We start from the raw sequence: 19,710 nt of genomic DNA, 5'->3' as shown, positions 1-19,710 counted from the left end.
GGTGCCTGAAAACTTATCTGGCTTGCTTTATACCATGCTTTGATCGTATCCCCAAGAATTGAGCCGTGCAGTCAGGTCGCTACACGGTAAAATACGGCCTTCCCATATTCCGCTCAAATTGCTTATGCCTAGGCCTATCCTCGCAACCATCCACGTTGATTCCATGAAGCATAACCTGGCCCGCGCCCGGGCCAACGCGCCGGGCGCCAAGGCCTGGGGCGTGGTCAAGGCGAACGGCTATGGCCACGGACTGGAGCGGGCAATGCGCGGTTTCGCCGACGCCGACGGGCTGGCGCTGGTGGAGGTGGACTACGCCGTGCGCCTGCGCGAGCTGGGCTGGAAAAAGCCCATCCTGCTACTGGAAGGGTTCTTCGACCCGGCGGATCTGCACACCATGGCCGGCTACGGCTTGCAGGCCGCCGTGCATTGCGACGAGCAGCTGGCGTGGCTGGAGGCGGCCCAGGCGGCGCTGTCGGCGCGCGGCATCAAATTTGATCTGCATCTCAAAATGAACAGCGGCATGAACCGGCTCGGCTTCATGCCGGACGCCTACGCCGCCGCGCATGCGCGCCTGAGCGCGATCTCCTGCGTCGGCAGCATCACCATGATCACCCACTTCGCCAACGCCGACGACGCCGAGCATCCGCTGCTGCCGATCGCCGAGCAGGTGCGCCGCTTCGAGCTGGGCACGGCCGGGCTGGCGGGGGCGCGCAGCCTGTCGAATTCGGCAGGCGTGCTGATGCACCAGCAAACCCTGCGCAACGACTGGATACGTCCCGGCATCATGCTGTACGGCGGCACGCCGGGCGGCGCCACGGCGGAATCGTTCGGCCTGGAGCCGACCATGACCCTGGGCAGCGAGATCATCGGCGTGCAGAATATCGTGGCCGGCGACGTGGTCGGCTACGGCAGCCGCTTCCAGGCCGAGGGGCCGATGCGCATCGGCGTGGTGGCCTGCGGCTATGCGGACGGCTATCCGCGCAGCGCGCCGATGGGCACGCCGGTGCTGGTCGACGGCGTGCGCACCACGCTGGTGGGACGGGTGTCGATGGACATGCTGACCGTGGACCTGACGGCGCTGCCGTCGGCGCGGGTGGGCAGCAAGGTCACGCTGTGGGGACGCGGCATGCCGATCGACGACGTGGCGACGGCGGCCGGTACCATCGGCTACGAGCTGATGTGCGCGCTGGCGCAGCGCGTGCCGGTGGTGGAAGGCTGAGCGGATGGCCAAGGCGAAAACCAACTACACCTGTAGCGAATGCGGCGGCACGGCCACCAAGTGGACCGGCCAGTGCTCGTCCTGCCAGCAATGGAACACGATGGTGGAGACCGTCATCGAGGCGGGCGGCAACAACCGTTACTCGCAGCCGCAGCACCTGTCGCTGGCGCAGACCGCGCCGGTGCTGTCGCTGGCCGACATCGACGCCATCGACGTGCCGCGCTTCGGCACCGGCATCGAGGAGTTCGACCGTGTGCTGGGCGGCGGCCTGGTGGCCGGCGGCGTGGTGCTGATCGGCGGCGATCCGGGCATCGGCAAGTCGACCCTGCTGTTGCAGGCGCTGGCCAATGTGTCGCACCTGAAAAAAGTCCTGTACGTCAGCGGCGAGGAATCCGGCGCGCAGATCGCGCTGCGCGCCAAGCGCCTGAACATCGATGCCCGCGACCTGAAATTGCAGGCGGAGATACAGCTGGAGAAAATCCTCGGCACCCTGGCCGACCTGAAGCCGGAAGTGGCGGTGATCGATTCGATCCAGACCGTGTATTCGGACGCGCTCAGTTCGGCGCCGGGTTCGGTGGCGCAGGTGCGCGAGTGCGCGGCGCAGCTGACCCGCGTGGCCAAGCAGACCGGCATCACCATCATCCTGGTCGGCCACGTGACCAAGGAGGGCGCGCTGGCCGGGCCGCGCGTGCTGGAGCACATCGTCGACACGGTGCTGTATTTCGAGGGCGACAATCATTCCAGCTTCCGCCTGGTGCGGGCCATCAAGAACCGTTTCGGCGCGGTCAACGAGCTGGGCGTGTTCGCGATGACGGAGAAGGGTTTGAAGGGCGTGTCGAATCCGTCGGCGCTGTTCCTGTCCCAGCATGACAACCAGGTGCCGGGTTCCTGCGTGATGGTGACGCAGGAGGGCACGCGTCCCTTGCTGGTCGAAATCCAGGCGCTGGTCGACGCCAGCCACCTGCCTAACGCGCGCCGTTTGTCGGTGGGTTTGGAGCAGAATAGGCTGGCCATGCTGCTGGCTGTGCTGCACCGGCATGCCGGCATCGCGGCCTTCGACCAGGACGTGTTCATCAACGCGGTGGGCGGCGTGAAGATCACCGAACCGGCGGCCGACCTGGCGGTGCTGCTGGCGATTAATTCGTCGATGCGCAACAAGCCGCTGCCGCGCGGCTTCGTGGTGTTCGGCGAAGTCGGCCTGGCCGGCGAGATCCGGCCGGCGCCGCGCGGGCAGGAGCGTCTGCGCGAGGCGGCCAAGCTGGGCTTCTCGATGGCGATGATACCGACCGCCAATGCGCCCAAGCAGCCGATCGAGGGCATGACCATCATCGCGGTCGACCGCATCGACGATGCCTTCAATAAGCTGCGCGAAATCCAATAACGTTGTATTGTTACGTGTTGTAATCGTTAATACTGAATAATTGGTAAAGCATACGTACAAAGGATAGATAGTGTTAGTTGATCAGAGGTCAGTAGCGCGCAAGATCCTGCGCTCCAAGGTGGTGGCGGTGATGGATGGCATGCCGCCGCAGCCGGGACGCACGATCGATATCAGCGCCAACGGTTTGTCGATAACGTTCGAGCATAAATTGGCCGTGGGGCATATGGGGAATATCTCGTTCGAGCTGTTCCTCGATGGTAAGCCGCAGATCCTCACCTGCCGCTCCAAGGTGACTTATTGCATTTTCAGCGGCGATCATTTCAAGATCGGCTACCAGTTCCTCAACCTGGATGCCGCCCAAACCAGCGCCATCAACAAGTTCCTGCGCTAGGCCCGACATAGCGGGCCCTGGGCCGTATCGGGCGCCTGGCCTGTGCCTGTTCGAGCGCATGCGCCAGCCAGCCGACGCAGCGGCCCAGTGCAAACAGCATGAAGGGCGCGTCCTCCGGCAGGTCATGGGCGGCGGCCAGCAAGGTCAGCGCAAAATCAATGTTCGGCAATTCCCCCGCCTGCGCTTCGGCTGCGGCGGCGAGGTCTGTGTGCGGCTGCAATTCCGGCAATAACTTCATCAGGGCGCGGGCGCGCGGGTCGCCTTGCGCGTACAGCATGTGGCCGAAGCCGGGCAGCGGACGGCCGCCGGCGCGCCAGCTGGCCACGGCTGCAGAGGCGCCGTGCTGGCGGGCGGCGGCGATCAGTTGGGCGAATTCGGCCGGGGCGCCGCCGTGCAGCGGCCCGGTCAGCGTGGTGAAGCCGGCCAGCACGCCGGCCGCCAGCGAGGCGCCGGTCGAGATGGCGACGCGGGTGGCGAAGGTGGAGGCGTTCAGCTCGTGATCGGCCATCAGCACCAGCGCGCGGCGCAGCAGGTCTTCGGACGCGGGGCATTGCCACGCCAGCGCCAGGCGGCGGCTGATGGTGGCGGCCGGTTCGTCCGCCGGCGCGGGGCCGATCATCGCGCGGGCAAGCGTGGACAGGATGGTCGCGGCTTCCGCGCGCAGGTCGGCGGCGGGGCGGTCCATCGACGGCGCATCGCTGGCGCTGCGTAGCGCCAGGGCCAGCAGGCCCGCGCCCAGTGCGCCGGCAGGCGGCGCGCAGTCGAGCGGTGCTGGAGTGGGCGGCACGGCCGCTGCGGCGCGTACCTGGCCGGGTTCGGCCTCCCATAACAAATCGGCGACCTGTTCCAGCGTGGCGCTGTCGGACAGCGTGACGGCATCGCGGCCGCGATACAGCAGGCGGCCGTCGGCGGCAGTGGAAATGGCGGACGGCAGCACCGGATCGCCCCATTGCATGGCCTGCGCGGAGACCGTCTCGATCTTGCGGCGGCCGTTGCTGCGCCTGGCCATGCGCAGGATGTCGTCGCGGTGGTAGAGGCTGCGGCGCGGATCGGCCTCGTCCGATTTTGCGCGTATCTTGCCCCGGCTGACGTTGGCGTACAGCGTTTGCGGGCGGACATTCAATACCTTCAGCGCTTCTGCCGCTGTCATCCAGACCATCTCGGATTCCTATGTTGACACTTCAAGTCAAGATTGACGCCCCCGGTGGGCGATCCTAAGCTGGAACAGCATATCAATTCCTGGAGCTGCCATGTCTAAAATGTTGGAGGCTATTTCGTCCGCGCTGTGCTTGTCGGCGCGGGATTGCGTGAGCTTCACCGGCGAGGGTGAACTGCCTTCATGCTATGCGGTGACGGAGCTGGCGGCGGCGTCGGCGGGCGCGGCCGCGCTGGCGATGCGGCAACTGATCGCGGCACAGGGCGGAGCGGCGGCGCCGGTGACGGTCGATCGGCGGCTGGCGTCGTTGTGGTTCGGCTGGTCCCTGCGCCCGGTGGGCTGGGAGCCGCCGCCGCCGTGGGATCCGGTGGCCGGCGATTATCCGACGGCCGACGGCTGGATACGCCTGCACACCAACGCGCCGCACCATCGCGACGCGGCGCTGGCGGTGTTGAAGGCGCCGGCCGAACGCGAGGCGGTGGCGCGGGCGGTGGCTGGCTGGCGCGGCGCCGAGCTGGAGGCGGCGGTAGTGGCACAGGGCGGTTGCGCGGCGATGATGCGCTCCGGCGAAGCGTGGGCGGCGCATGAGCAGGGACGGGCGGTGGCTGCCGAACCGCTGGTCGCGTTCGCGGCGCAGGCCGGCAGTTTCAACGTGGGCTGGACGCCGACGCCGTCGCGGCCGCTGGCGGGCCTGAAGGTGCTCGATCTGACGCGGGTGCTGGCCGGGCCAGTGGCGACGCGCTTCCTGGCCGGCTATGGCGCGGACGTGCTGCGCATCGATCCGCCAGGCTGGAACGAGCCGGGCGTGATACCTGAGGTGAGCCTGGGCAAGCGCTGCGCGCGCCTGGATCTGCGCCTGGCGCCGGACCGGGCGATTTTCCAGCGCTTGCTGGCGCAGGCGGACGTGCTGGTGCATGGCTACCGGTCGGGGGCGCTGGAGGGGCTGGGATACGGCGAGCAGGAACGCCGGCGCTTGAATCCGGGGCTGGTCGATGTGGCGCTCGATGCGTATGGCTGGTCCGGACCGCTGAGCGGGCGGCGCGGCTTCGACAGCCTGGTGCAGATGAGCACAGGCATCGCTCATCGCGGCATGCAGTGGCGTGGGGCGAGCAAGCCGGTGCCGCTGCCGGTGCAGGCGCTGGACCACGCGACCGGCTATCTGGTCGCGGCAGCGGTGGTGCGCGGCCTGATAAACCGTCTTGCTGAAGGGAGTGCGACGCAGGCGCGTCTGTCGCTGGCGCGCACGGCCTTGTTGCTGACGCAGCTATCGCCGCGGGAGGCATCGAACGCGCAGCCGCTGGCGCCAGCCGGCGATGCGGACCTGGCGCCGGCGCTGGAGCAGACCGCGTGGGGGCCGGCGCGGCGCTACCTGCCGCCGGTGGCGATCGCCGGCGTACCGATGACCTGGGCGCGGCCCGCCAGCGAACTGGGCTCCTCACCGCCCAGCTGGTAAACACCGGGGGTCAAGTCTGACATTCGGACACGGGCTCAACCATAGCAAGGCTGCTATGGTTGAGCCCGTGTCCGAATGTCAGACTTGACCCCGGCGGTTGAGGTGGCGGGTAAAAGGCGGTCTGTTCCGCGCTTTGGATTTCGGTTGATGTTGCATACTATGTAACCAAATCAGGCGGAACGTATCATGGCGACCTCCAGCATCAATTCCAGCGGCACCACCGGCGGTTCGACGGTGTCGAACGATATCTACAACCGCGTCCAGCAAACGATGGCGTCGCAGAACAGCGCCGCGACCAAGCTGAATACGACGCTGAAGAACGACCAGGCCAAGCTGTCGGCACTGGGCCAGCTGCAAAGCGCGCTGGCGAGCTTCCAGTCGATCGCTGCCGGCCTGGCCGGCAGCGGCTTGAGCACCAGCGCCGCCACCTCGGTCAAGAATGTGCTGACCGCCGCTTCGACCGGCGCCGCCAAGGCCGGCACCTATGCCATCGACGTCAAGCAGCTGGCGCAGGGCCAGTTCCTTACCAGCGACGCCTTTGCGGCGCCGGACGCAAAGATCGGCTCGGGCGCCGCCACCACCGTCAAGATCGACTTCGGCACGGCCGGCGGCGGCCAGGGTTTTGCCCTCAACGGCAAGGCGGCCAGCAAGTCCGTCACCATCGACGGCAGCAATAACACGCTGGACGGCATCGCCGCCGCGTTCAAGGCGGCCGGCGTGGACGTGAAGGTGGTCAAGGGCGGCGACGGCAAGTTCTCGCTGGCGTTTGCCGGCCAGAGCGGCGCGGCCAACAGCATGCGCATCAGCGTCAGCGGCGATGCCGCGCTGAAAAGCCTGCTCGGCTACGATCCCGACGGCAGCCAGAAACTCAAGCAGACCAGCGCCGCCATGGACGCCATCCTGAGCGTCGACGGCAAGGATGTCACGAGCAGCAGCAACACGGTCGACAAGGCCATCGCCGGCGCCACGCTGACGCTGACCGGCGCCGGCAAGACCGATGTCGCCATCACCCAGGACGCCAGCCAGATCGGCGCCAACCTGAAATCCTTCGTCAGCGCCTACAATGACTTGAACAAGAAGCTGCAAGCGCTGCAAAAGGGCGACCTGAAGTCGGACACCGCGCTGGGGCAGGTGGTCAGCCAGCTGAACCTGCTGCTGAAGACGGGTGGCGGCAGCGTCCCGGTGTCGGCGCTGGGCGCGGCCGGCGTCAGCCAGGACAGCAGCGGCCAGCTGGTGGTCGACGACAAGAAGCTCAAGGCCGCGCTGGCCAGCGATACGGCCGGCGTCGGCAAGCTGTTCACCAACAACGGCAAGGGCATCGCCGACCTGCTGTCGGCCAAGGCCGCGGCGCTGAGCTCGGACGGCAGCGTGATCAGCAAGGAAACCGGCATGCTGGGCCGCGAGATCAGCAGCGTCAATGGCCGCCGCACCGTGCTGAGCAAGGCGCTGACGGCGCAGGCGACGGCGCTGGCGGCGCTCTACACGGCGCAGGCCCAGACCAGCGCCGGCAGCGCGGTCAACGGCGCGGCCGGCAAGGCCGGCACGTTGTTCGACATGCTGGGCTAGTTTTACCCCGCACGGCACGGCGGGGTCCGACCCCGCGGGGTCAGACCCCAGGCTTGCGGGTCATTTTTACACGAATTCCTTGCGTCGGAACTGGCTATGCCCGATCATCACGGCTTGTGATTGATTCCAAACGGAGGGGCTATGGCAGGGAAGTTCGTTGGTGCGGTGCTGGTGGCGGCTGGCTTGATGGCCGGCGCAGGACAGGTCGCGGCGCAGGCGCAGGAGGAGAAAGTCCTCAACATCTATAACTGGTCGGATTACATCGCCGACGATACCGTCAAAAACTTTGAAAAGGAAACCGGTATCAAGGTCCGCTATGACCTGTTCGATAACAACGAAATCCTCAATTCCAAACTGGCCGCCGGCAAGTCGGGCTACGATATCGTGGTGCCGACCGCGCAGTGGGCGCGCCTGCAGATTGACGGCAAGCTGCTGCGCAAGCTCGACAAGTCCAAGCTGAGCAACCTGAAAAACCTGGACCCGGCCATCCAGGCCAAGCTGGCCGGCATCGATCCGAACAACGAGTACCTGGTCGACTGGCTGTGGGGCTATACCACGGTGGGCATCAACGTCAACAAGGTCAAGGCCGCGCTGGGCGGCATGCCGATGCCGGACAATGCCTGGGACCTGATCTTCAATCCGAAATACGCGGCCAAGCTGAAGTCGTGCGGCGTGTCCTTCCTCGATTCGCCGTCCGAGGTGCTGCCGGCCGCGCTGCTGTACCTGGGCAAGCCGGCCTACTCGAAGAACGCCGCCGACTATGCCGAGGCCGGCAAGCTGCTGCAGTCGATACGTCCCTACGTGACGCTGTTCAGTTCGTCGGGCTATATCAACGACATGGCCAACGGCGCGGTGTGCGTGGCGCTAGGCTGGTCGGGCGACATCAACATCGCGCGCCAGCGCGCGATCGACGCCAAGAACGGCAATGTGATCGAGGTGCTGGTGCCGAAGACCTCGGCCGCGCTGGTGTTCGACACCATGGCCATCCCGGCCGACGCGCCGCATCCGAACAACGCCCACTTGTGGATCAACTACATCCTGCGGCCCGAGGTGCATGCCAGCCTGACCAACAAGGTGTTCTACGCCAATCCCAACCTGGCCAGCCTGAAGTTCGTGCGCAAGGATATCGCCAGCAACAAGACGGTGTTCCTGTCGGATGCCGACAAGCAGCGCATGGCCGCGCCGGAGGCGGTGCCGGCTGATATCCGCCGCAACATCACCCGCATCTACACCAAGTTCAAGACCGGCCTGTAAACGCGTCATTCCCGCGCAGGCGGGAATCCATAGTCAGCATGGATTCCCGCCTGCGCGGGAATGACTGTGGCTTCAATGAAGCCGATGCTATTCGTCGTGATAGCGGTCGATTAATTTATGTTTGCTGCCGCGCATTTCCTCGATGAGCTCATACACCACTAAGGCAATCATCCCGCCAAAGATACCCATCGTGAGCAAGGTGAACATGGTAACCCTCCCTCGTGTTGTTACGATTAAACTTTAGCAGATGGTTGCCGCTTTACAAGCTCAACGCGGATTTATTTCACCACCAGGTCGGCTGCCATGACCGCCTTCAGGTAGACGCTGATGGCGTTGCCGGGGTCGCGCTGGGAGAACCACCAGGCGCTGGCCTTGCGGATGTCCCATTCCAGATCGTCGCCCGTCAACAACAGCGAAGCCAGCTGGCCCAAGGTCGGCTGATGGCCGACCACCAGCACCGAATCCTTGTTGCCCGGCCAGTTGACGGCCTTGAGGATGTCGGACGCGTCAGCGCCCGGCGCGAGGTCGGTGTGGATTTTGAACTTGCGCCCCAGCGCCTCGGCCGTCTGCAGGGTGCGCACGGCGGGACTGCACAGGACGCGGCAGCTGTCCGGCAGTTGGGAATCGAGCCACTGGCCCATGCGCCGCGCCTGCTTCAGACCTTTCACGGTCAGCTCGCGCTCCAGATCGGACATGCCGGGTTGCGCGTCCTCGGCCTCGGCATGCCGCCACAATATGAGATCCATGTTTTTCTCCTGAACGACATGTGAAAAAAGATCCCGCTTCGCTTAGTCTCCCAGATGGGCGCCGGGCATGCCCAGCGTCTCCATCAGATGCTGCTGGGCGCTGTAGGGCAGCTGCTTGCCGCGCGCCTTGCGGCGCAGGTAGTGGCCGTCCGCCTCCAGCTCCCACGCGTTCATATTATCCTTTAAATAAGGATTCAGGCCTTCGTTCAGTACGCGCCGCTTGAGTGCCTTGTCGAGCACGGGGAAGGCCACCTCGATGCGGCGGAACAGGTTGCGGCTCATCCAGTCGGCGCTGGCCAGCATGACATCGTGCGCCAGGTCGTTGCGGAAGTAGTAGATGCGGCTGTGTTCGAGGAAGCGGCCGATGATGGAGCGCACCTTGATGTTTTCCGACAGGCCCGGCACGCCGGGCTTGAGCGTGCAGGCGCCGCGCACGATCAGGTCGATCTTGACGCCGTCCTTCGAGGCCGCGTACAGCGCGCGGATCACCGACTCGTCGACCAGCGCGTTGATCTTGACGATGATGCGTCCCGGCCGTCCGGCGCGCGCGATGCGCGCTTCGTTGCGGATGGCCTTGACGATCTCGTTGTGCAGCGCGAACGGCGCTAGCCACAGGTGCGTGAGCCGGTGCGGCTTGGTCAGGCTGGTCAGGTGGATGAACACTTCGTTGACTTCCTGGCTGATGCCCGGATGGCAGGTCAGCAGGCCGAAGTCGGTGTAGAACTTGGTGGTGGTCGGGTGGTAGTTGCCGGTGCCGAGGTGGGCGTAGAAGCGCAGCTTGTTGTCTTCGCGGCGTATCACCAGCGCCACCTTGGCGTGGGTCTTCAGGCCCACCACGCCATACACCACTTGGGCGCCGGCCTGTTCCAGCTTGTCGGCCCAGTTGATGTTGGCTTCCTCGTCGAAGCGCGCCTTGAGCTCGACGATCACGGTCACTTCCTTGCCCGAGCGCGCGGCCAGGATCAGCGACTCCATCAGGTCCGAGTTCATGCCGGTGCGGTAGATGGTCTGCTTGATCGCCACCACGGCCGGGTCGAGCGCGGCGCTGCGGATGAAGTCGATCACGGTCTGGAACGACTGGTAGGGATGGTGCAGCAGGATGTCGCCGTCGCGCAGGGCTGCGAAGATGTCCGGGCTGCCCGCCTTCTGCGCGATGCCGGGATAGAACGGCGGGAAGCTCAGCGCCGGGTTGTCGACGTGGTCCATGATCTCGGTCAGGCGCACCAGGTTGACCGGGCCGTTGACGGCGTACAGCCGGCTCTGGTGCAGGCCGAACTGGTCGAGCAGGAACTGCGACAGCTCGGGCGGGCAGTTCTTGGCCACCTCCAGCCGCACCGAGGTGCCGAACTGGCGGCCCTGCAGCTCGCCCTTGAGCGCCTGGCGCAGGTTCTTGACCTCGTCCTCGTCGACCCACAGGTCGGAGTCGCGGGTGACGCGGAACTGCGAATACGCGATCACCTCGCGGCCGGCAAACAGGTCGGAGATGTGGGCGTGGATGATGGACGAGAGCAGGCAGAACGACACGCCGCCGCTTTTCGACAGGTGGTCGGGCAGGCGGATCACGCGCGGCAGCACGCGCGGCGCCTTGACGATGGCGATCGCGGTGCCGCGGCCGAAGGCGTCCTTGCCGGACAGCGAGACGATGAAGTTGAGGCTCTTGTTGACCACCTGCGGGAAGGGGTGGGCCGGATCGAGGCCGATCGGCGTCAGCAGCGGGCGCACCTCGGTGTCGAAGTAGTCCTTGACCCAGGCGCGCTGCGCCTCGTTGCGCTCGTTGTGGCGCACCAGGTGCACGCCGTTGGCGGCCAGCTGGGGCAGCACTTCCTGGTTGAGGATTTCATACTGGTGGGTCACCAGCGCGTGGCATTCGGCGCTGATGCGCGACAGCGTGGCCACCAGCGCCGGATGGTTGGACAGCGAACCTTCGACGCTGCCGGCCGCCAGCAGGCTGGCCACGCGCACTTCGAAGAACTCGTCCAGGTTGCTGCTGGCGATGCACAGGTAGCGCAGCCGCTCCAGCAGGGGAATGCTTTTATCTTCGGCTTGCGCCAGCACGCGCCGGTTGAACATCAGTTGCGACAGCTCCCGGTCCAGAAACGCGGAGTTCTTGTTTACTTCAGCATGCAAGTCAGGCTTCATGTCTTTTTGTTCACTTTGCAGGTAGTCTCATTCTAGCCTGTATTGCGGCAGAATGATGCAACAGTGTAAATAAGAAATATGACAGGTCCATGACATCGCTTGTCATAAATGACGCGGACGGCGCGCCGATTATGACAACGCTGGCGTAGTATATGGCGGCACATGGCCTGTTTCCAGAGGAGGGAGGGCGCAAAAGCGGGGCGGGATAACTATTTTTGACATATTTCGGTCATGTCATAAAGCTGTCATATAGCCCCGGTAGACTGCGCAGCATCCTAACCTGTCATAAACCAAAGGACCTGTAATGCGACTCAAACAACTGATCTCTTCCCTGGTAGTGGGCGTGTCTGCTGTCATGGCGTTCTCCTCCGCCGCATCCGCCGCCGATATGACCGGCGCCGGCTCCTCGTTCATGTACCCGATCGCCGCCAAGTGGGCCGATATGTACAAGGGCGCCACGGGCAACGTGCTGAACTACCAATCGGTGGGCTCCGGCGCCGGCATCAAGCAGATCAAGGCCAAGACCGTGGACTTCGGCGCATCGGACAAGCCGCTGAGCGCCGCTGAACTGGACGCCGAAGGCCTGATGCAGTTCCCTGCCATCATGGGCGGCGTGGTCACCGTGGTCAACCTGGACGGCATCACCCCTGGCCAGATGAAGCTGACCGGCCCGCTGGTTGCCGACATCTACCTGGGCAAGATCACCAAGTGGAACGACGCCGCGATCGCCGCGCTGAACCCGGGCGTCAAGCTGCCTGCCGAAGAAATCACCGTGGTGCACCGCGCCGACGGTTCGGGCACGACCTTCCTGTTCACCGACTTCCTGTCGAAAACCAGCCCTGAATTCAAGACCAAGATCGGCGCCGACGCTGCCGTGAAGTGGGCTGTGGGCGTGGGCGGCAAGGGCAACGAAGGCGTGGCCGCCAACGTGCAGCGCATCAAGGGCGCGATCGGCTACGTCGAGTGGGCCTTCGCCAAGAAAAACAAGATGTCGCACACCCAGCTGAAAAACAAGGACGGCAACTTCCTGCAGCCTGACGACGAGTTCTTCAAGGCCGCCGCCGCCAACGCCGACTGGGCCAAGACCCCGGGCTTCGCCGTGGTGCTGACCGACCAGCCAGGCAAGAACGCATGGCCGATCACCGGCGCGACCTTCGTGCTGATGCACAAAGCCCAGGCTGACGCAGCCAAAGGCAAGGAAGTGGTCAAGTTCTTCGACTGGGCCTTCAAGAACGGCGCCGCCGCTGCGACCGATCTGGACTACGTGCCGATGCCACCGTCGGTCGTCAAGCTGATCCAGGACTCCTGGAAAGCCCACCTGAAGGATGCATCGGGCAAGGCCATCTACTAATCGGGATCGTCCCTTCGCTGCCGGCTGTTGGCGGCGAGGGGGTTAGCCTGCGCCGCCCGACCGGGCGCCGCAGGCTAGCTTACATCAACGAGACAACCATAATGAGCGCTGATATCACTTCCACGCCCCTGACCCCATCGGAGCCGCTTATGCAGGCCAGCACCGCCCAGGCGAGTGCAGCGGAGCACGCCGCGCTGCGTTCCCTGCAACGCACCATGCGCAACCAGCGCATCCAGGATTTCATCTTCCACAAGACCACCATGCTGTTCGCGCTGTCCGTGCTGGCGGTGCTGCTCGGTATCATCATCTCGCTGGTGGTGGGCGCCTGGCCGGCGTTCAAGGAGTTCGGCCCGGGCTTCATCACCACCGTCGAGTGGGACCCGGTCAATGAAAAATACGGCGCCGCGATCGCCATCGTCGGCACCCTGGCCACCTCCGGCATCGCGCTGCTGATCGCCTTCCCGGTCAGCTTCGGCATCGCCCTGTTCCTCACCGAGATCTGCCCGGCTGGCCTGCGCCGTCCGCTGGGCACGGCGGTCGAGCTGCTGGCCGGCGTGCCGTCCATCATCTACGGCATGTGGGGCCTGTTCGTGTTCGCGCCGCTGTTCGGCGACTACGTGCAGCCGCTGCTGAAAAACACCCTGGGCCACCTGCCCATCATCGGCCAGTTCTTCAGCGGCCCGACCATGGGCATCGGCATCCTGACCGCCGCGCTGATCCTGGCGGTGATGATCATCCCGTTCATCTCGTCGGTGATGCGCGACGTGTTCGAGATCGTGCCGGCCGTGCTGAAGGAATCGGCCTACGGCCTGGGCTGCACGCGCTGGGAAGTGGTGCGCAAGATCGTGCTGCCTTACACCAAGACCGGCGTGGTCGGCGGCGTCATGCTGGGCCTGGGCCGCGCGCTGGGCGAGACCATGGCCGTGACCTTCGTCATCGGCAACGCCAACAAGCTGTCGTGGTCGCTGTTCGCGGCCGGTAACTCGATCGCCTCGACCCTGGCCAATGAATTTGCCGAGGCCGACACGCCGCTGCACACCTCGTCGCTGTTCGCGCTGGCGCTGATCCTGTTCGTCATCACGTTTATTGTTCTGTCCTCCGCCAAGCTGATGTTGGCGAGCATGTCCCGCAAGGAAGGCATCAAATGAAGCAAGCTACCACTTCGTCGCCGGTCAACCCGGTCTACCGCAAGCGCCTGCTGGCGCACCGTGTCGGCATCGCCCTGTCCGTGCTGGCGATGTCGGTCGGCCTGCTGGTGCTGGCCTGGATCCTGATCACGCTGGCCGTCAAGGGCTTCGGCGCGCTCAACCTGCACCTGTTCACGCAGCCGACCCCGTCGCCCGGCAGCGAGGGCGGCGGCGTGGCCAACGCCATCGTCGGCAGCCTGATGATCGTCGGCCTGTCGACGCTGGTGAGCACGCCGATCGGCATCCTGGCCGGCATCTACCTGGCCGAGTACGGCGAGGAAAACAAGATCGCCAGCCTGACCCGCTTCGTCACCGACATCATGCTGTCGGCGCCGTCGATCGTGATCGGCATGTTCGTGTGGGCGCTGTACGTGGCCACCGTCAACCATTACTCGGGCTACGCCGGTTCGCTGGCGCTGGCGCTGATCGCGATTCCGGTGGTGGTGCGCACCACCGACAACATGCTGCGCCTGGTGCCCAACAGCCTGCTGGAAGCGGCCTTCGCGCTGGGCGCGCCGCGCTGGAAGGTGGCCATGCTGGTGCGCCTGCGCGCCGTCAAGGCCGGCGTGATCACCGGCGTGCTGCTGGCCGTGGCCCGCATCTCGGGCGAGACCGCGCCGCTGCTGTTCACCGCGCTCAACAACCAGTTCTTCAGCGCCGACATGAACCGGCCGATCGCCAACCTGCCGGTGGTGATCTACGGCTTCGCCATGAGCCCGTACGACAACTGGCGCGAGCTGGCCTGGGGCGGCGCGCTGCTGGTGACCTTCAGCGTGCTGGCGCTGAACATCATCTCTCGCACCTTGTTCAGCCAAAAAGTCCCGAATTAAACCTGCGAATCAAATCTGAAAAAAGCGATCAACAATGAATACGCAACTGAGCCAAGAGAATGTGGTGCCCATGAACGGCAAACGTAAAACCATCGAGATTTCGGGTCTGAATTTTTTCTACGGTAAAACCCAGAGCCTGACCAACGTCAACCTGGACATCCACGAGAAGCAGGTCACGGCCTTCATCGGCCCATCGGGTTGCGGCAAGTCGACCCTGCTGCGCACGCTCAACCGCATGTACGACCTGTACCCCGGCCAGCGCGCCGAGGGCTCGATCATGTACCGCGGCCGCAATATCCTGGAAGAGGGCCAGGACGTCAACATGCTGCGCGCCAAGGTAGGCATGGTGTTCCAGAAGCCGACGCCGTTCCCGATGTCGATCTACGACAACATCGCCTTCGGCGTGCGCCTGTATGAAGACCTGTCCAAGGGCGAGATGGACGAGCGCGTCGAATGGGCGCTGAAGAAGGCCGCGCTGTGGACCGAGGTCAAGGACAAGCTGGGCAAGTCGGGCCTGTCGCTGTCGGGCGGCCAGCAGCAGCGCCTGTGCATCGCGCGCGGCGTGGCGGTCAAGCCGGACGTGTTGCTGCTGGATGAGCCGACCTCGGCGCTGGACCCGATCTCGACCTCGAAGGTGGAAGAGCTGATCAGCGAACTGAAGCAGGACTACACCATCGCCATCGTCACCCACAACATGCAGCAGGCGGCGCGCTGCTCGGACTACACCGCCTATATGTACCTGGGCGAGCTGGTGGAGTTCGGCGAGACCGACCAGATCTTCATGAATCCGGCGCGCAAAGAGACGCAGGATTACATCACCGGCCGCTTCGGCTGATCGCACTTATAATAGCAAATCGACTACGGAGAGCAGCATGATCGGTGAACATTCATCCAAACAGTACGACAACGAACTGGAAGCCATACGCAGCAAGGTGCTGCTGATGGGCGGCATCGTCGAGACCCAATTCCTCGACGCCATGACCTGCTTCCGCATCGGCAATCCCGAGCGCGCCGACCGCGTGATGCGCGAGGACGACGCCGTCAACCAGCTGGAAGTGTCGCTGGACGACGCCTGCAGCCACCTGATCGTGCGCCGCCAGCCGGCCGCCAACGACCTGCGCACCATCATGGCGACCATCAAGGTGATCACCGACCTCGAGCGCATCGGCGACGAGGCCACCAAGATCGCCCGCACCGCCAAGGCGCTCCACGCGCGCGGCGCGGTGACCGTCAACCACTACGAGATGGTGCGCGGCATCGCCAACAACACCAGCGACATGCTGCACGATGCGCTGGACGCGTTCGCCCGCAACGACGGCAAGCAGGCCCTGCAGCTGATCGCCCAGGACGCCGTGATCGACCACGAGTTCCGCTCGATCATGCGCAACCTGATCACGTTCATGATGGAAGATCCGCGTACCATCTCGGCCGCGCTGGATACGCTGTGGGTGGCCAAGGCAATCGAGCGCATCGGCGACCACGCCAAGAACATCGCCGAATACGTCATCTACGTCGTCGAAGGCAAGGATATCCGCCACACCAAGACCGCACCGATACCGGACGACGTGCCCCTGCAAGCTGAGTAAATAAGAGAACATGGCATCCGATAAAACTACCGTACTGATCGTCGAAGACGAGCCTGCCATTGTCGAGCTGGTGACGTTCTCGCTGCGCGAGGCAGGCTGGAACTGCTGCGCCGTGCAAAGCTGTGCCGAGGCCTGGGACTTCATCCAGACCAAGACCCCGCAACTGATCCTGCTGGACTGGATGCTGCCCGACCAGACCGGCCTGCGCCTGCTGGCGCGCATCCGTTCCGACCGCCAGTTCAATGAAATCCCGGTCATCATGCTGACCGCCAAGAGCATGGAAGAGGACAAGCTGGCCGGCCTCAACAGCGGTGCCGACGACTACGTCACCAAGCCGTTCTCGCCGCGCGAGCTGCTGGCGCGCGCCAAGGCGCTGTTGCGCCGCAAGAGCCCGGAGCACGCGCAGGCCACCATGCGCGCGGCCAATGTGATGCTGGACCCGGTCAGCTGCACGGTGTCGATGGACGAGCAGAAGATCGACATCGGCCACGCCGAGTACAAGCTGCTCAAGTTCCTGCTGGCGCATCCGGAGCGTGTGTTCTCGCGCAGCCAGCTGCTCGACAAGGTGTGGGGCGACCACGTGGTGATCGAAGAGCGCACCGTCGACGTCCACGTGCTGCGCCTGCGCAAGGCCCTGAAAGAGGCCGAGCATCTGATCAAGACGGTGCGTAGCGTGGGCTACATGCTGTCGGAGAAATAATGAATCCTAAACTGGTGTTCTGGGTGCCGGCGGCACTGCGCACGGCCATCATCCTGGCGGGCTGCGCGACGCTGGGCTGGATGTTCGGCTGGATCAACGGCCTGGTGGTGGCGCTGGTCGCCATGATGGTGCTGGTGTTTGTGCAGCTGTCGTATCTGTACCAGCTGAGCAACTGGATGGACGATCCGCAAAGCGCCAAGCTGCCCGACGGCTGGGGCGCGTGGACCAACATCTTCTCGCGCCTGTACCGCATGCGGCGCGACGACGAGAAGAACCAGGCCGAGCTAACCGAATGGCTGGCGCGCTTCCGCCAGGCCATGCACCTGCTGCCGGACGGCGTGGTCATCATGGACGACGTGCTGTTCCTGGAGTGGTGCAATCCGGCCGCCGAGAAGCACCTGGGCCTGACGCATGAGCGCGACAAGGGCATGCGCGTGACCAACCTGGTGCGCAGCCCGGATTTCATGGACTACATCATCCTCGGCCGCTACGAGCAGCCGCTGACGATCAGCTTCCGGGAGCGCAAGCTGATCGTGCACATCATTCCGTTTGAAAACCGCCGGCAGATCCTGGTGACGCACGACGCCACTGAGAGCGAGCGCATCGAAGAGATGCGGCGCGACTTCATCGCCAACGCCTCGCACGAGCTGCGCACGCCGTTGACGGTGATCGTCGGCTTCCTGGAGATCGCCGCTTCCGAAGGGCTGGATGCGGCCACGCGCTCGGCGCACCTGAAGCTGATGACGGAGCAGGGCCACCGCATGCAGCACCTGATCGAGGACATGCTGACCTTGTCGCGGCTGGAGTCGGTGGACTATCCGATGCGGCCGGAGCAGGTCGACGTGGCCAAGCTGATGGAGCAGGTGCTGCGCGACGCGCGGGCGCTGTCGGCGGGCAAGCATGAGATCACGATGTCGGTCAACGGGCCGGACATCATGGGCAGCTACGAAGAGCTGCACAGCGCCTTCGGCAACCTGGCCTCGAACGCGGTGCGCTACACGCCGGCGGGCGGCAAGATCCATCTGGTGTGGAAGACCTACGAAGGCGGCGTCAAGTTCATGGTGGAAGACACCGGCATCGGCATCAGCCCGGAGCACATCTCGCGCCTGACCGAGCGCTTCTACCGGGTCGACAAGAGCCGTTCGCGCGAGACCCAGGGCACCGGGCTGGGCCTGGCGATCGTCAAGCACGTGCTGCTGCGCCATGGCGGCACGTTGCAGATCAAGTCGGAGGCGGGCAAGGGCAGTTCCTTCCTCGTCTGCCTGCCGAAGACGGCGGTGGTGCAGCGCCAGCCCGAGCTCTTGCTGTAGGCCGGGTGTGGCGCCTCAAATTACTGCTTGGTAAGTCATACGCTCCGGGGCGCCGCCGATCGCGGTTACAGTGGCCAGGTTAGTCCTCGATCGCAGCCGAACCGTTACGCATTTTTTCCCGCAGACCGTCGAGCATCTGCTGGAGCATTTCCGGCGCATGGCCCGTCCAGTCCTCGACCTTGCCGACGATTCTCAGGGGATGACGGGTGCGGTAGGATTGCGTCGGGTTGCCTGCGAAACGCTTGTTTGTGAGGTTGGGATCATCCTCGAAGGTGCCGGTCGGTTCGACGATATAGATGTAGCCACGGCCTTCCGCTCCGGCAAGCGAAGTGGACAACTCCGCGCCCCACACAGCCGGCTCCAGTAGTGCGCTGAAATACACGTTGTTCGAGATGCGTCCCGCCTCGAAATTGGAGGCGTGTCCCGGCACCAGCAGGTCGCCTGTCTCAAGAGCGTACCTGGTCCCGTGATAGAAGGGGCCTTGCACGTCGCGACAATTGTCATGAGTGACCGCCGTCCAATCTGGATTGCTCATGTGTACATCTCCTTAGCGGGCAATGAATGGATAGGTGAAGAAGATGAAATGCACGGCGTTGAGCGCGATGTGCATGAGGATGGGCGCTTCGATGCGCTGCGTCGTGTGGTAGGCGTAGGCATAGCCCAGGCCCGCGATGGTGGCGAGCGCGGCGTACAGCGGGCCGCCCGCCAGATGGGCGGCGCCGAACAGCAGGGCGGAGCAGATCAGCGCCACCCACGGGCCAAAACGGAGGCCGGACAGCGCCGACGCCAGCCGCGCTTGCAGGAAGCCGCGGAAGAAGGCTTCTTCGGCGACGACCGTGAAGAACAGGTTGACCGCCAGGAATTGCAGCGTGACCTCCGGCAGCTTGAACGCAGGGTGCACGAAGCCGAGGCCGACGGCAAAGGCCATCACCGCTGCCACGGTGACCAGCAGCACCGGCCAGGTCTTCTTCAGCACGCCGCTGAACTCGGCCAGCGAGGAAGTGCGCCGGCAGATAAAGGCCAGCAGTATCAGGCCGACCGCGCCCTTGTCGAAATTCGCATATTGGGTAAACGGGTTGGCGCCAGGCGAGAACACCGCGTCCGCGATCACCACGGGATTGCTGAACCCCGGCAGCTTGTGGATCGCCAGCGCAAACGCCAGCACCAGCGTGGCGACGCCAGACAATATCCGCAAATATTTTTTGGACGCCCCATCGGTCAGCCAGGCCGCTCCGCCGAACAAGGCCAGCGCGATGAAGGCCGGTGCATGCAGCACGCCCGCCAGCGCGCCGCACAGCAGCGCCACGGCAAACAAGGCTTGCCATGGCGCGACCGGAAATCGAGGAAAGGGTTTGAACCAGACCGCGCCCATGGAGAGGGCGAGCGCGATGAAAGTCAGCAGTGTGAGTGTCGGCATTATTGAAGGAAATGGAGAATTAAA

18 protein-coding genes are annotated in these 19,710 nt (G+C 64.6%); 13 read left to right on the top strand and 5 right to left on the bottom strand.

Annotation, left to right across the window (positions count from 1 at the left end; translation table 11 throughout):
• Positions 1 to 124: 124 nt before the first annotated feature.
• From alr to ACEN9O_RS29045, 3 genes are all read left to right on the top strand, one after another.
• Positions 125 to 1,219, top strand: coding sequence for an alanine racemase (alr, locus tag ACEN9O_RS29055; RefSeq protein ID WP_495615251.1), 1,095 nt, complete (start codon positions 125 to 127; stop codon positions 1,217 to 1,219).
• Between the two features lie 4 nt (positions 1,220 to 1,223).
• Entirely contained in the window at positions 1,224 to 2,600 is a 1,377-nt protein-coding gene (radA, locus tag ACEN9O_RS29050) for a DNA repair protein RadA (RefSeq protein WP_495615250.1), read from the top strand.
• Between the two features lie 70 nt (positions 2,601 to 2,670).
• The gene (locus ACEN9O_RS29045) at positions 2,671 to 2,991 is read left to right on the top strand and encodes a PilZ domain-containing protein (protein WP_495615249.1); all 321 of its coding nucleotides are present in this window, start codon (positions 2,671 to 2,673) and stop codon (positions 2,989 to 2,991) included.
• On the opposite strand, the gene ACEN9O_RS29040 is transcribed toward ACEN9O_RS29045, so the two are convergent.
• Positions 2,972 to 4,150, bottom strand: a complete 1,179-nt coding sequence (locus ACEN9O_RS29040) for a citrate synthase family protein (protein WP_495615248.1) — start codon at positions 4,148 to 4,150, stop codon at positions 2,972 to 2,974. The genes ACEN9O_RS29045 and ACEN9O_RS29040 overlap by 20 nt on opposite strands.
• A gap of 100 nt (positions 4,151 to 4,250) precedes the next feature.
• Between ACEN9O_RS29040 and ACEN9O_RS29035 the strand changes: the two genes are divergently transcribed.
• The 3 genes from ACEN9O_RS29035 (at position 4,251) to ACEN9O_RS29025 (ending at position 8,420) form a co-directional block, all read left to right on the top strand.
• Positions 4,251 to 5,600: a CoA transferase gene (locus ACEN9O_RS29035; RefSeq protein ID WP_495618554.1), complete on the top strand. Its 1,350-nt coding sequence runs from the start codon at positions 4,251 to 4,253 to the stop codon at positions 5,598 to 5,600.
• A gap of 186 nt (positions 5,601 to 5,786) precedes the next feature.
• Positions 5,787 to 7,166 carry a flagellar filament capping protein FliD gene (fliD, locus tag ACEN9O_RS29030; protein WP_495615247.1) on the top strand — a complete coding sequence of 460 codons (1,380 nt, stop codon included), beginning with the start codon at positions 5,787 to 5,789 and terminating at the stop codon, positions 7,164 to 7,166.
• Positions 7,167 to 7,307: 141 nt separating this feature from the next.
• Positions 7,308 to 8,420, top strand: a complete 1,113-nt coding sequence (locus tag ACEN9O_RS29025) for a polyamine ABC transporter substrate-binding protein (RefSeq protein ID WP_495615246.1) — start codon at positions 7,308 to 7,310, stop codon at positions 8,418 to 8,420.
• A gap of 278 nt (positions 8,421 to 8,698) precedes the next feature.
• On the opposite strand, the gene sixA is transcribed toward ACEN9O_RS29025, so the two are convergent.
• The gene (gene sixA / locus ACEN9O_RS29020; protein WP_495615245.1) at positions 8,699 to 9,166 is read right to left on the bottom strand and encodes a phosphohistidine phosphatase SixA; all 468 of its coding nucleotides are present in this window, start codon (positions 9,164 to 9,166) and stop codon (positions 8,699 to 8,701) included.
• 42 nt (positions 9,167 to 9,208) lie between these two features.
• Positions 9,209 to 11,305, bottom strand: a complete 2,097-nt coding sequence (gene ppk1, locus ACEN9O_RS29015; protein ID WP_495615244.1) for a polyphosphate kinase 1 — start codon at positions 11,303 to 11,305, stop codon at positions 9,209 to 9,211.
• Positions 11,306 to 11,609: 304 nt separating this feature from the next.
• Between ppk1 and pstS the strand changes: the two genes are divergently transcribed.
• From pstS to phoR, 7 genes are all read left to right on the top strand, one after another.
• Positions 11,610 to 12,656 carry a phosphate ABC transporter substrate-binding protein PstS gene (pstS, locus tag ACEN9O_RS29010; RefSeq protein ID WP_495615243.1) on the top strand — a complete coding sequence of 349 codons (1,047 nt, stop codon included), beginning with the start codon at positions 11,610 to 11,612 and terminating at the stop codon, positions 12,654 to 12,656.
• Positions 12,657 to 12,805: 149 nt separating this feature from the next.
• On the top strand, positions 12,806 to 13,804 hold the full coding sequence (pstC, locus tag ACEN9O_RS29005; protein ID WP_495615242.1) for a phosphate ABC transporter permease subunit PstC: 999 nt from the start codon (positions 12,806 to 12,808) through the stop codon (positions 13,802 to 13,804).
• Positions 13,801 to 14,673: a phosphate ABC transporter permease PstA gene (gene pstA / locus ACEN9O_RS29000; RefSeq protein ID WP_495615241.1), complete on the top strand. Its 873-nt coding sequence runs from the start codon at positions 13,801 to 13,803 to the stop codon at positions 14,671 to 14,673. Before pstC ends, pstA begins: the two co-directional genes overlap by 4 nt.
• Before the next feature lie 70 nt (positions 14,674 to 14,743).
• Positions 14,744 to 15,508, top strand: a complete 765-nt coding sequence (gene pstB, locus ACEN9O_RS28995) for a phosphate ABC transporter ATP-binding protein PstB (RefSeq protein WP_495615240.1) — start codon at positions 14,744 to 14,746, stop codon at positions 15,506 to 15,508.
• A gap of 37 nt (positions 15,509 to 15,545) precedes the next feature.
• A complete protein-coding gene (gene phoU / locus ACEN9O_RS28990) occupies positions 15,546 to 16,259 on the top strand; it encodes a phosphate signaling complex protein PhoU (RefSeq protein ID WP_495615239.1) in 714 nt (237 codons plus the stop codon).
• A 10-nt stretch (positions 16,260 to 16,269) separates the two neighbouring features.
• Entirely contained in the window at positions 16,270 to 16,959 is a 690-nt protein-coding gene (locus tag ACEN9O_RS28985) for a response regulator (protein ID WP_117009873.1), read from the top strand.
• Positions 16,959 to 18,269 carry a phosphate regulon sensor histidine kinase PhoR gene (gene phoR / locus ACEN9O_RS28980; RefSeq protein WP_495615238.1) on the top strand — a complete coding sequence of 437 codons (1,311 nt, stop codon included), beginning with the start codon at positions 16,959 to 16,961 and terminating at the stop codon, positions 18,267 to 18,269. Before ACEN9O_RS28985 ends, phoR begins: the two co-directional genes overlap by 1 nt.
• 79 nt (positions 18,270 to 18,348) lie before the next feature.
• On the opposite strand, the gene arr is transcribed toward phoR, so the two are convergent.
• Both arr and ACEN9O_RS28970 read right to left on the bottom strand, forming a co-directional pair.
• Complete coding sequence (arr, locus tag ACEN9O_RS28975) at positions 18,349 to 18,804, bottom strand: NAD(+)--rifampin ADP-ribosyltransferase (RefSeq protein ID WP_495615237.1); 456 nt, start codon at positions 18,802 to 18,804, stop codon at positions 18,349 to 18,351.
• A 12-nt stretch (positions 18,805 to 18,816) separates the two neighbouring features.
• On the bottom strand, positions 18,817 to 19,686 hold the full coding sequence (locus ACEN9O_RS28970; RefSeq protein WP_495615236.1) for a CPBP family intramembrane glutamic endopeptidase: 870 nt from the start codon (positions 19,684 to 19,686) through the stop codon (positions 18,817 to 18,819).
• Positions 19,687 to 19,710 lie beyond the last annotated feature (24 nt).

It is taken from the genome of Duganella sp. Dugasp78 (assembly GCF_059491455.1).
The sequence above is the reverse complement of the archived record's forward strand: the minus strand, read 5'-3'. Positions and strand labels throughout refer to the sequence as shown.

Coding starts and splice junctions, on each gene's coding strand:
- ACEN9O_RS28970 (WP_495615236.1), bottom strand. CDS start 19,686: ATGCCGACACTCACACTGCTGACTTTCATCGCGCTCGCCCTCTCCATG.
- radA (WP_495615250.1), top strand. CDS start 1,224: ATGGCCAAGGCGAAAACCAACTACACCTGTAGCGAATGCGGCGGCACG.
- ACEN9O_RS29040 (WP_495615248.1), bottom strand. CDS start 4,150: ATGGTCTGGATGACAGCGGCAGAAGCGCTGAAGGTATTGAATGTCCGC.
- pstA (WP_495615241.1), top strand. CDS start 13,801: ATGAAGCAAGCTACCACTTCGTCGCCGGTCAACCCGGTCTACCGCAAG.
- phoU (WP_495615239.1), top strand. CDS start 15,546: ATGATCGGTGAACATTCATCCAAACAGTACGACAACGAACTGGAAGCC.
- ACEN9O_RS28985 (WP_117009873.1), top strand. CDS start 16,270: ATGGCATCCGATAAAACTACCGTACTGATCGTCGAAGACGAGCCTGCC.
- ppk1 (WP_495615244.1), bottom strand. CDS start 11,305: ATGAAGCCTGACTTGCATGCTGAAGTAAACAAGAACTCCGCGTTTCTG.
- arr (WP_495615237.1), bottom strand. CDS start 18,804: ATGAGCAATCCAGATTGGACGGCGGTCACTCATGACAATTGTCGCGAC.
- pstC (WP_495615242.1), top strand. CDS start 12,806: ATGCAGGCCAGCACCGCCCAGGCGAGTGCAGCGGAGCACGCCGCGCTG.
- alr (WP_495615251.1), top strand. CDS start 125: ATGCCTAGGCCTATCCTCGCAACCATCCACGTTGATTCCATGAAGCAT.
- phoR (WP_495615238.1), top strand. CDS start 16,959: ATGAATCCTAAACTGGTGTTCTGGGTGCCGGCGGCACTGCGCACGGCC.
- ACEN9O_RS29035 (WP_495618554.1), top strand. CDS start 4,251: ATGTTGGAGGCTATTTCGTCCGCGCTGTGCTTGTCGGCGCGGGATTGC.
- fliD (WP_495615247.1), top strand. CDS start 5,787: ATGGCGACCTCCAGCATCAATTCCAGCGGCACCACCGGCGGTTCGACG.
- ACEN9O_RS29025 (WP_495615246.1), top strand. CDS start 7,308: ATGGCAGGGAAGTTCGTTGGTGCGGTGCTGGTGGCGGCTGGCTTGATG.
- sixA (WP_495615245.1), bottom strand. CDS start 9,166: ATGGATCTCATATTGTGGCGGCATGCCGAGGCCGAGGACGCGCAACCC.
- pstS (WP_495615243.1), top strand. CDS start 11,610: ATGCGACTCAAACAACTGATCTCTTCCCTGGTAGTGGGCGTGTCTGCT.
- pstB (WP_495615240.1), top strand. CDS start 14,744: ATGAACGGCAAACGTAAAACCATCGAGATTTCGGGTCTGAATTTTTTC.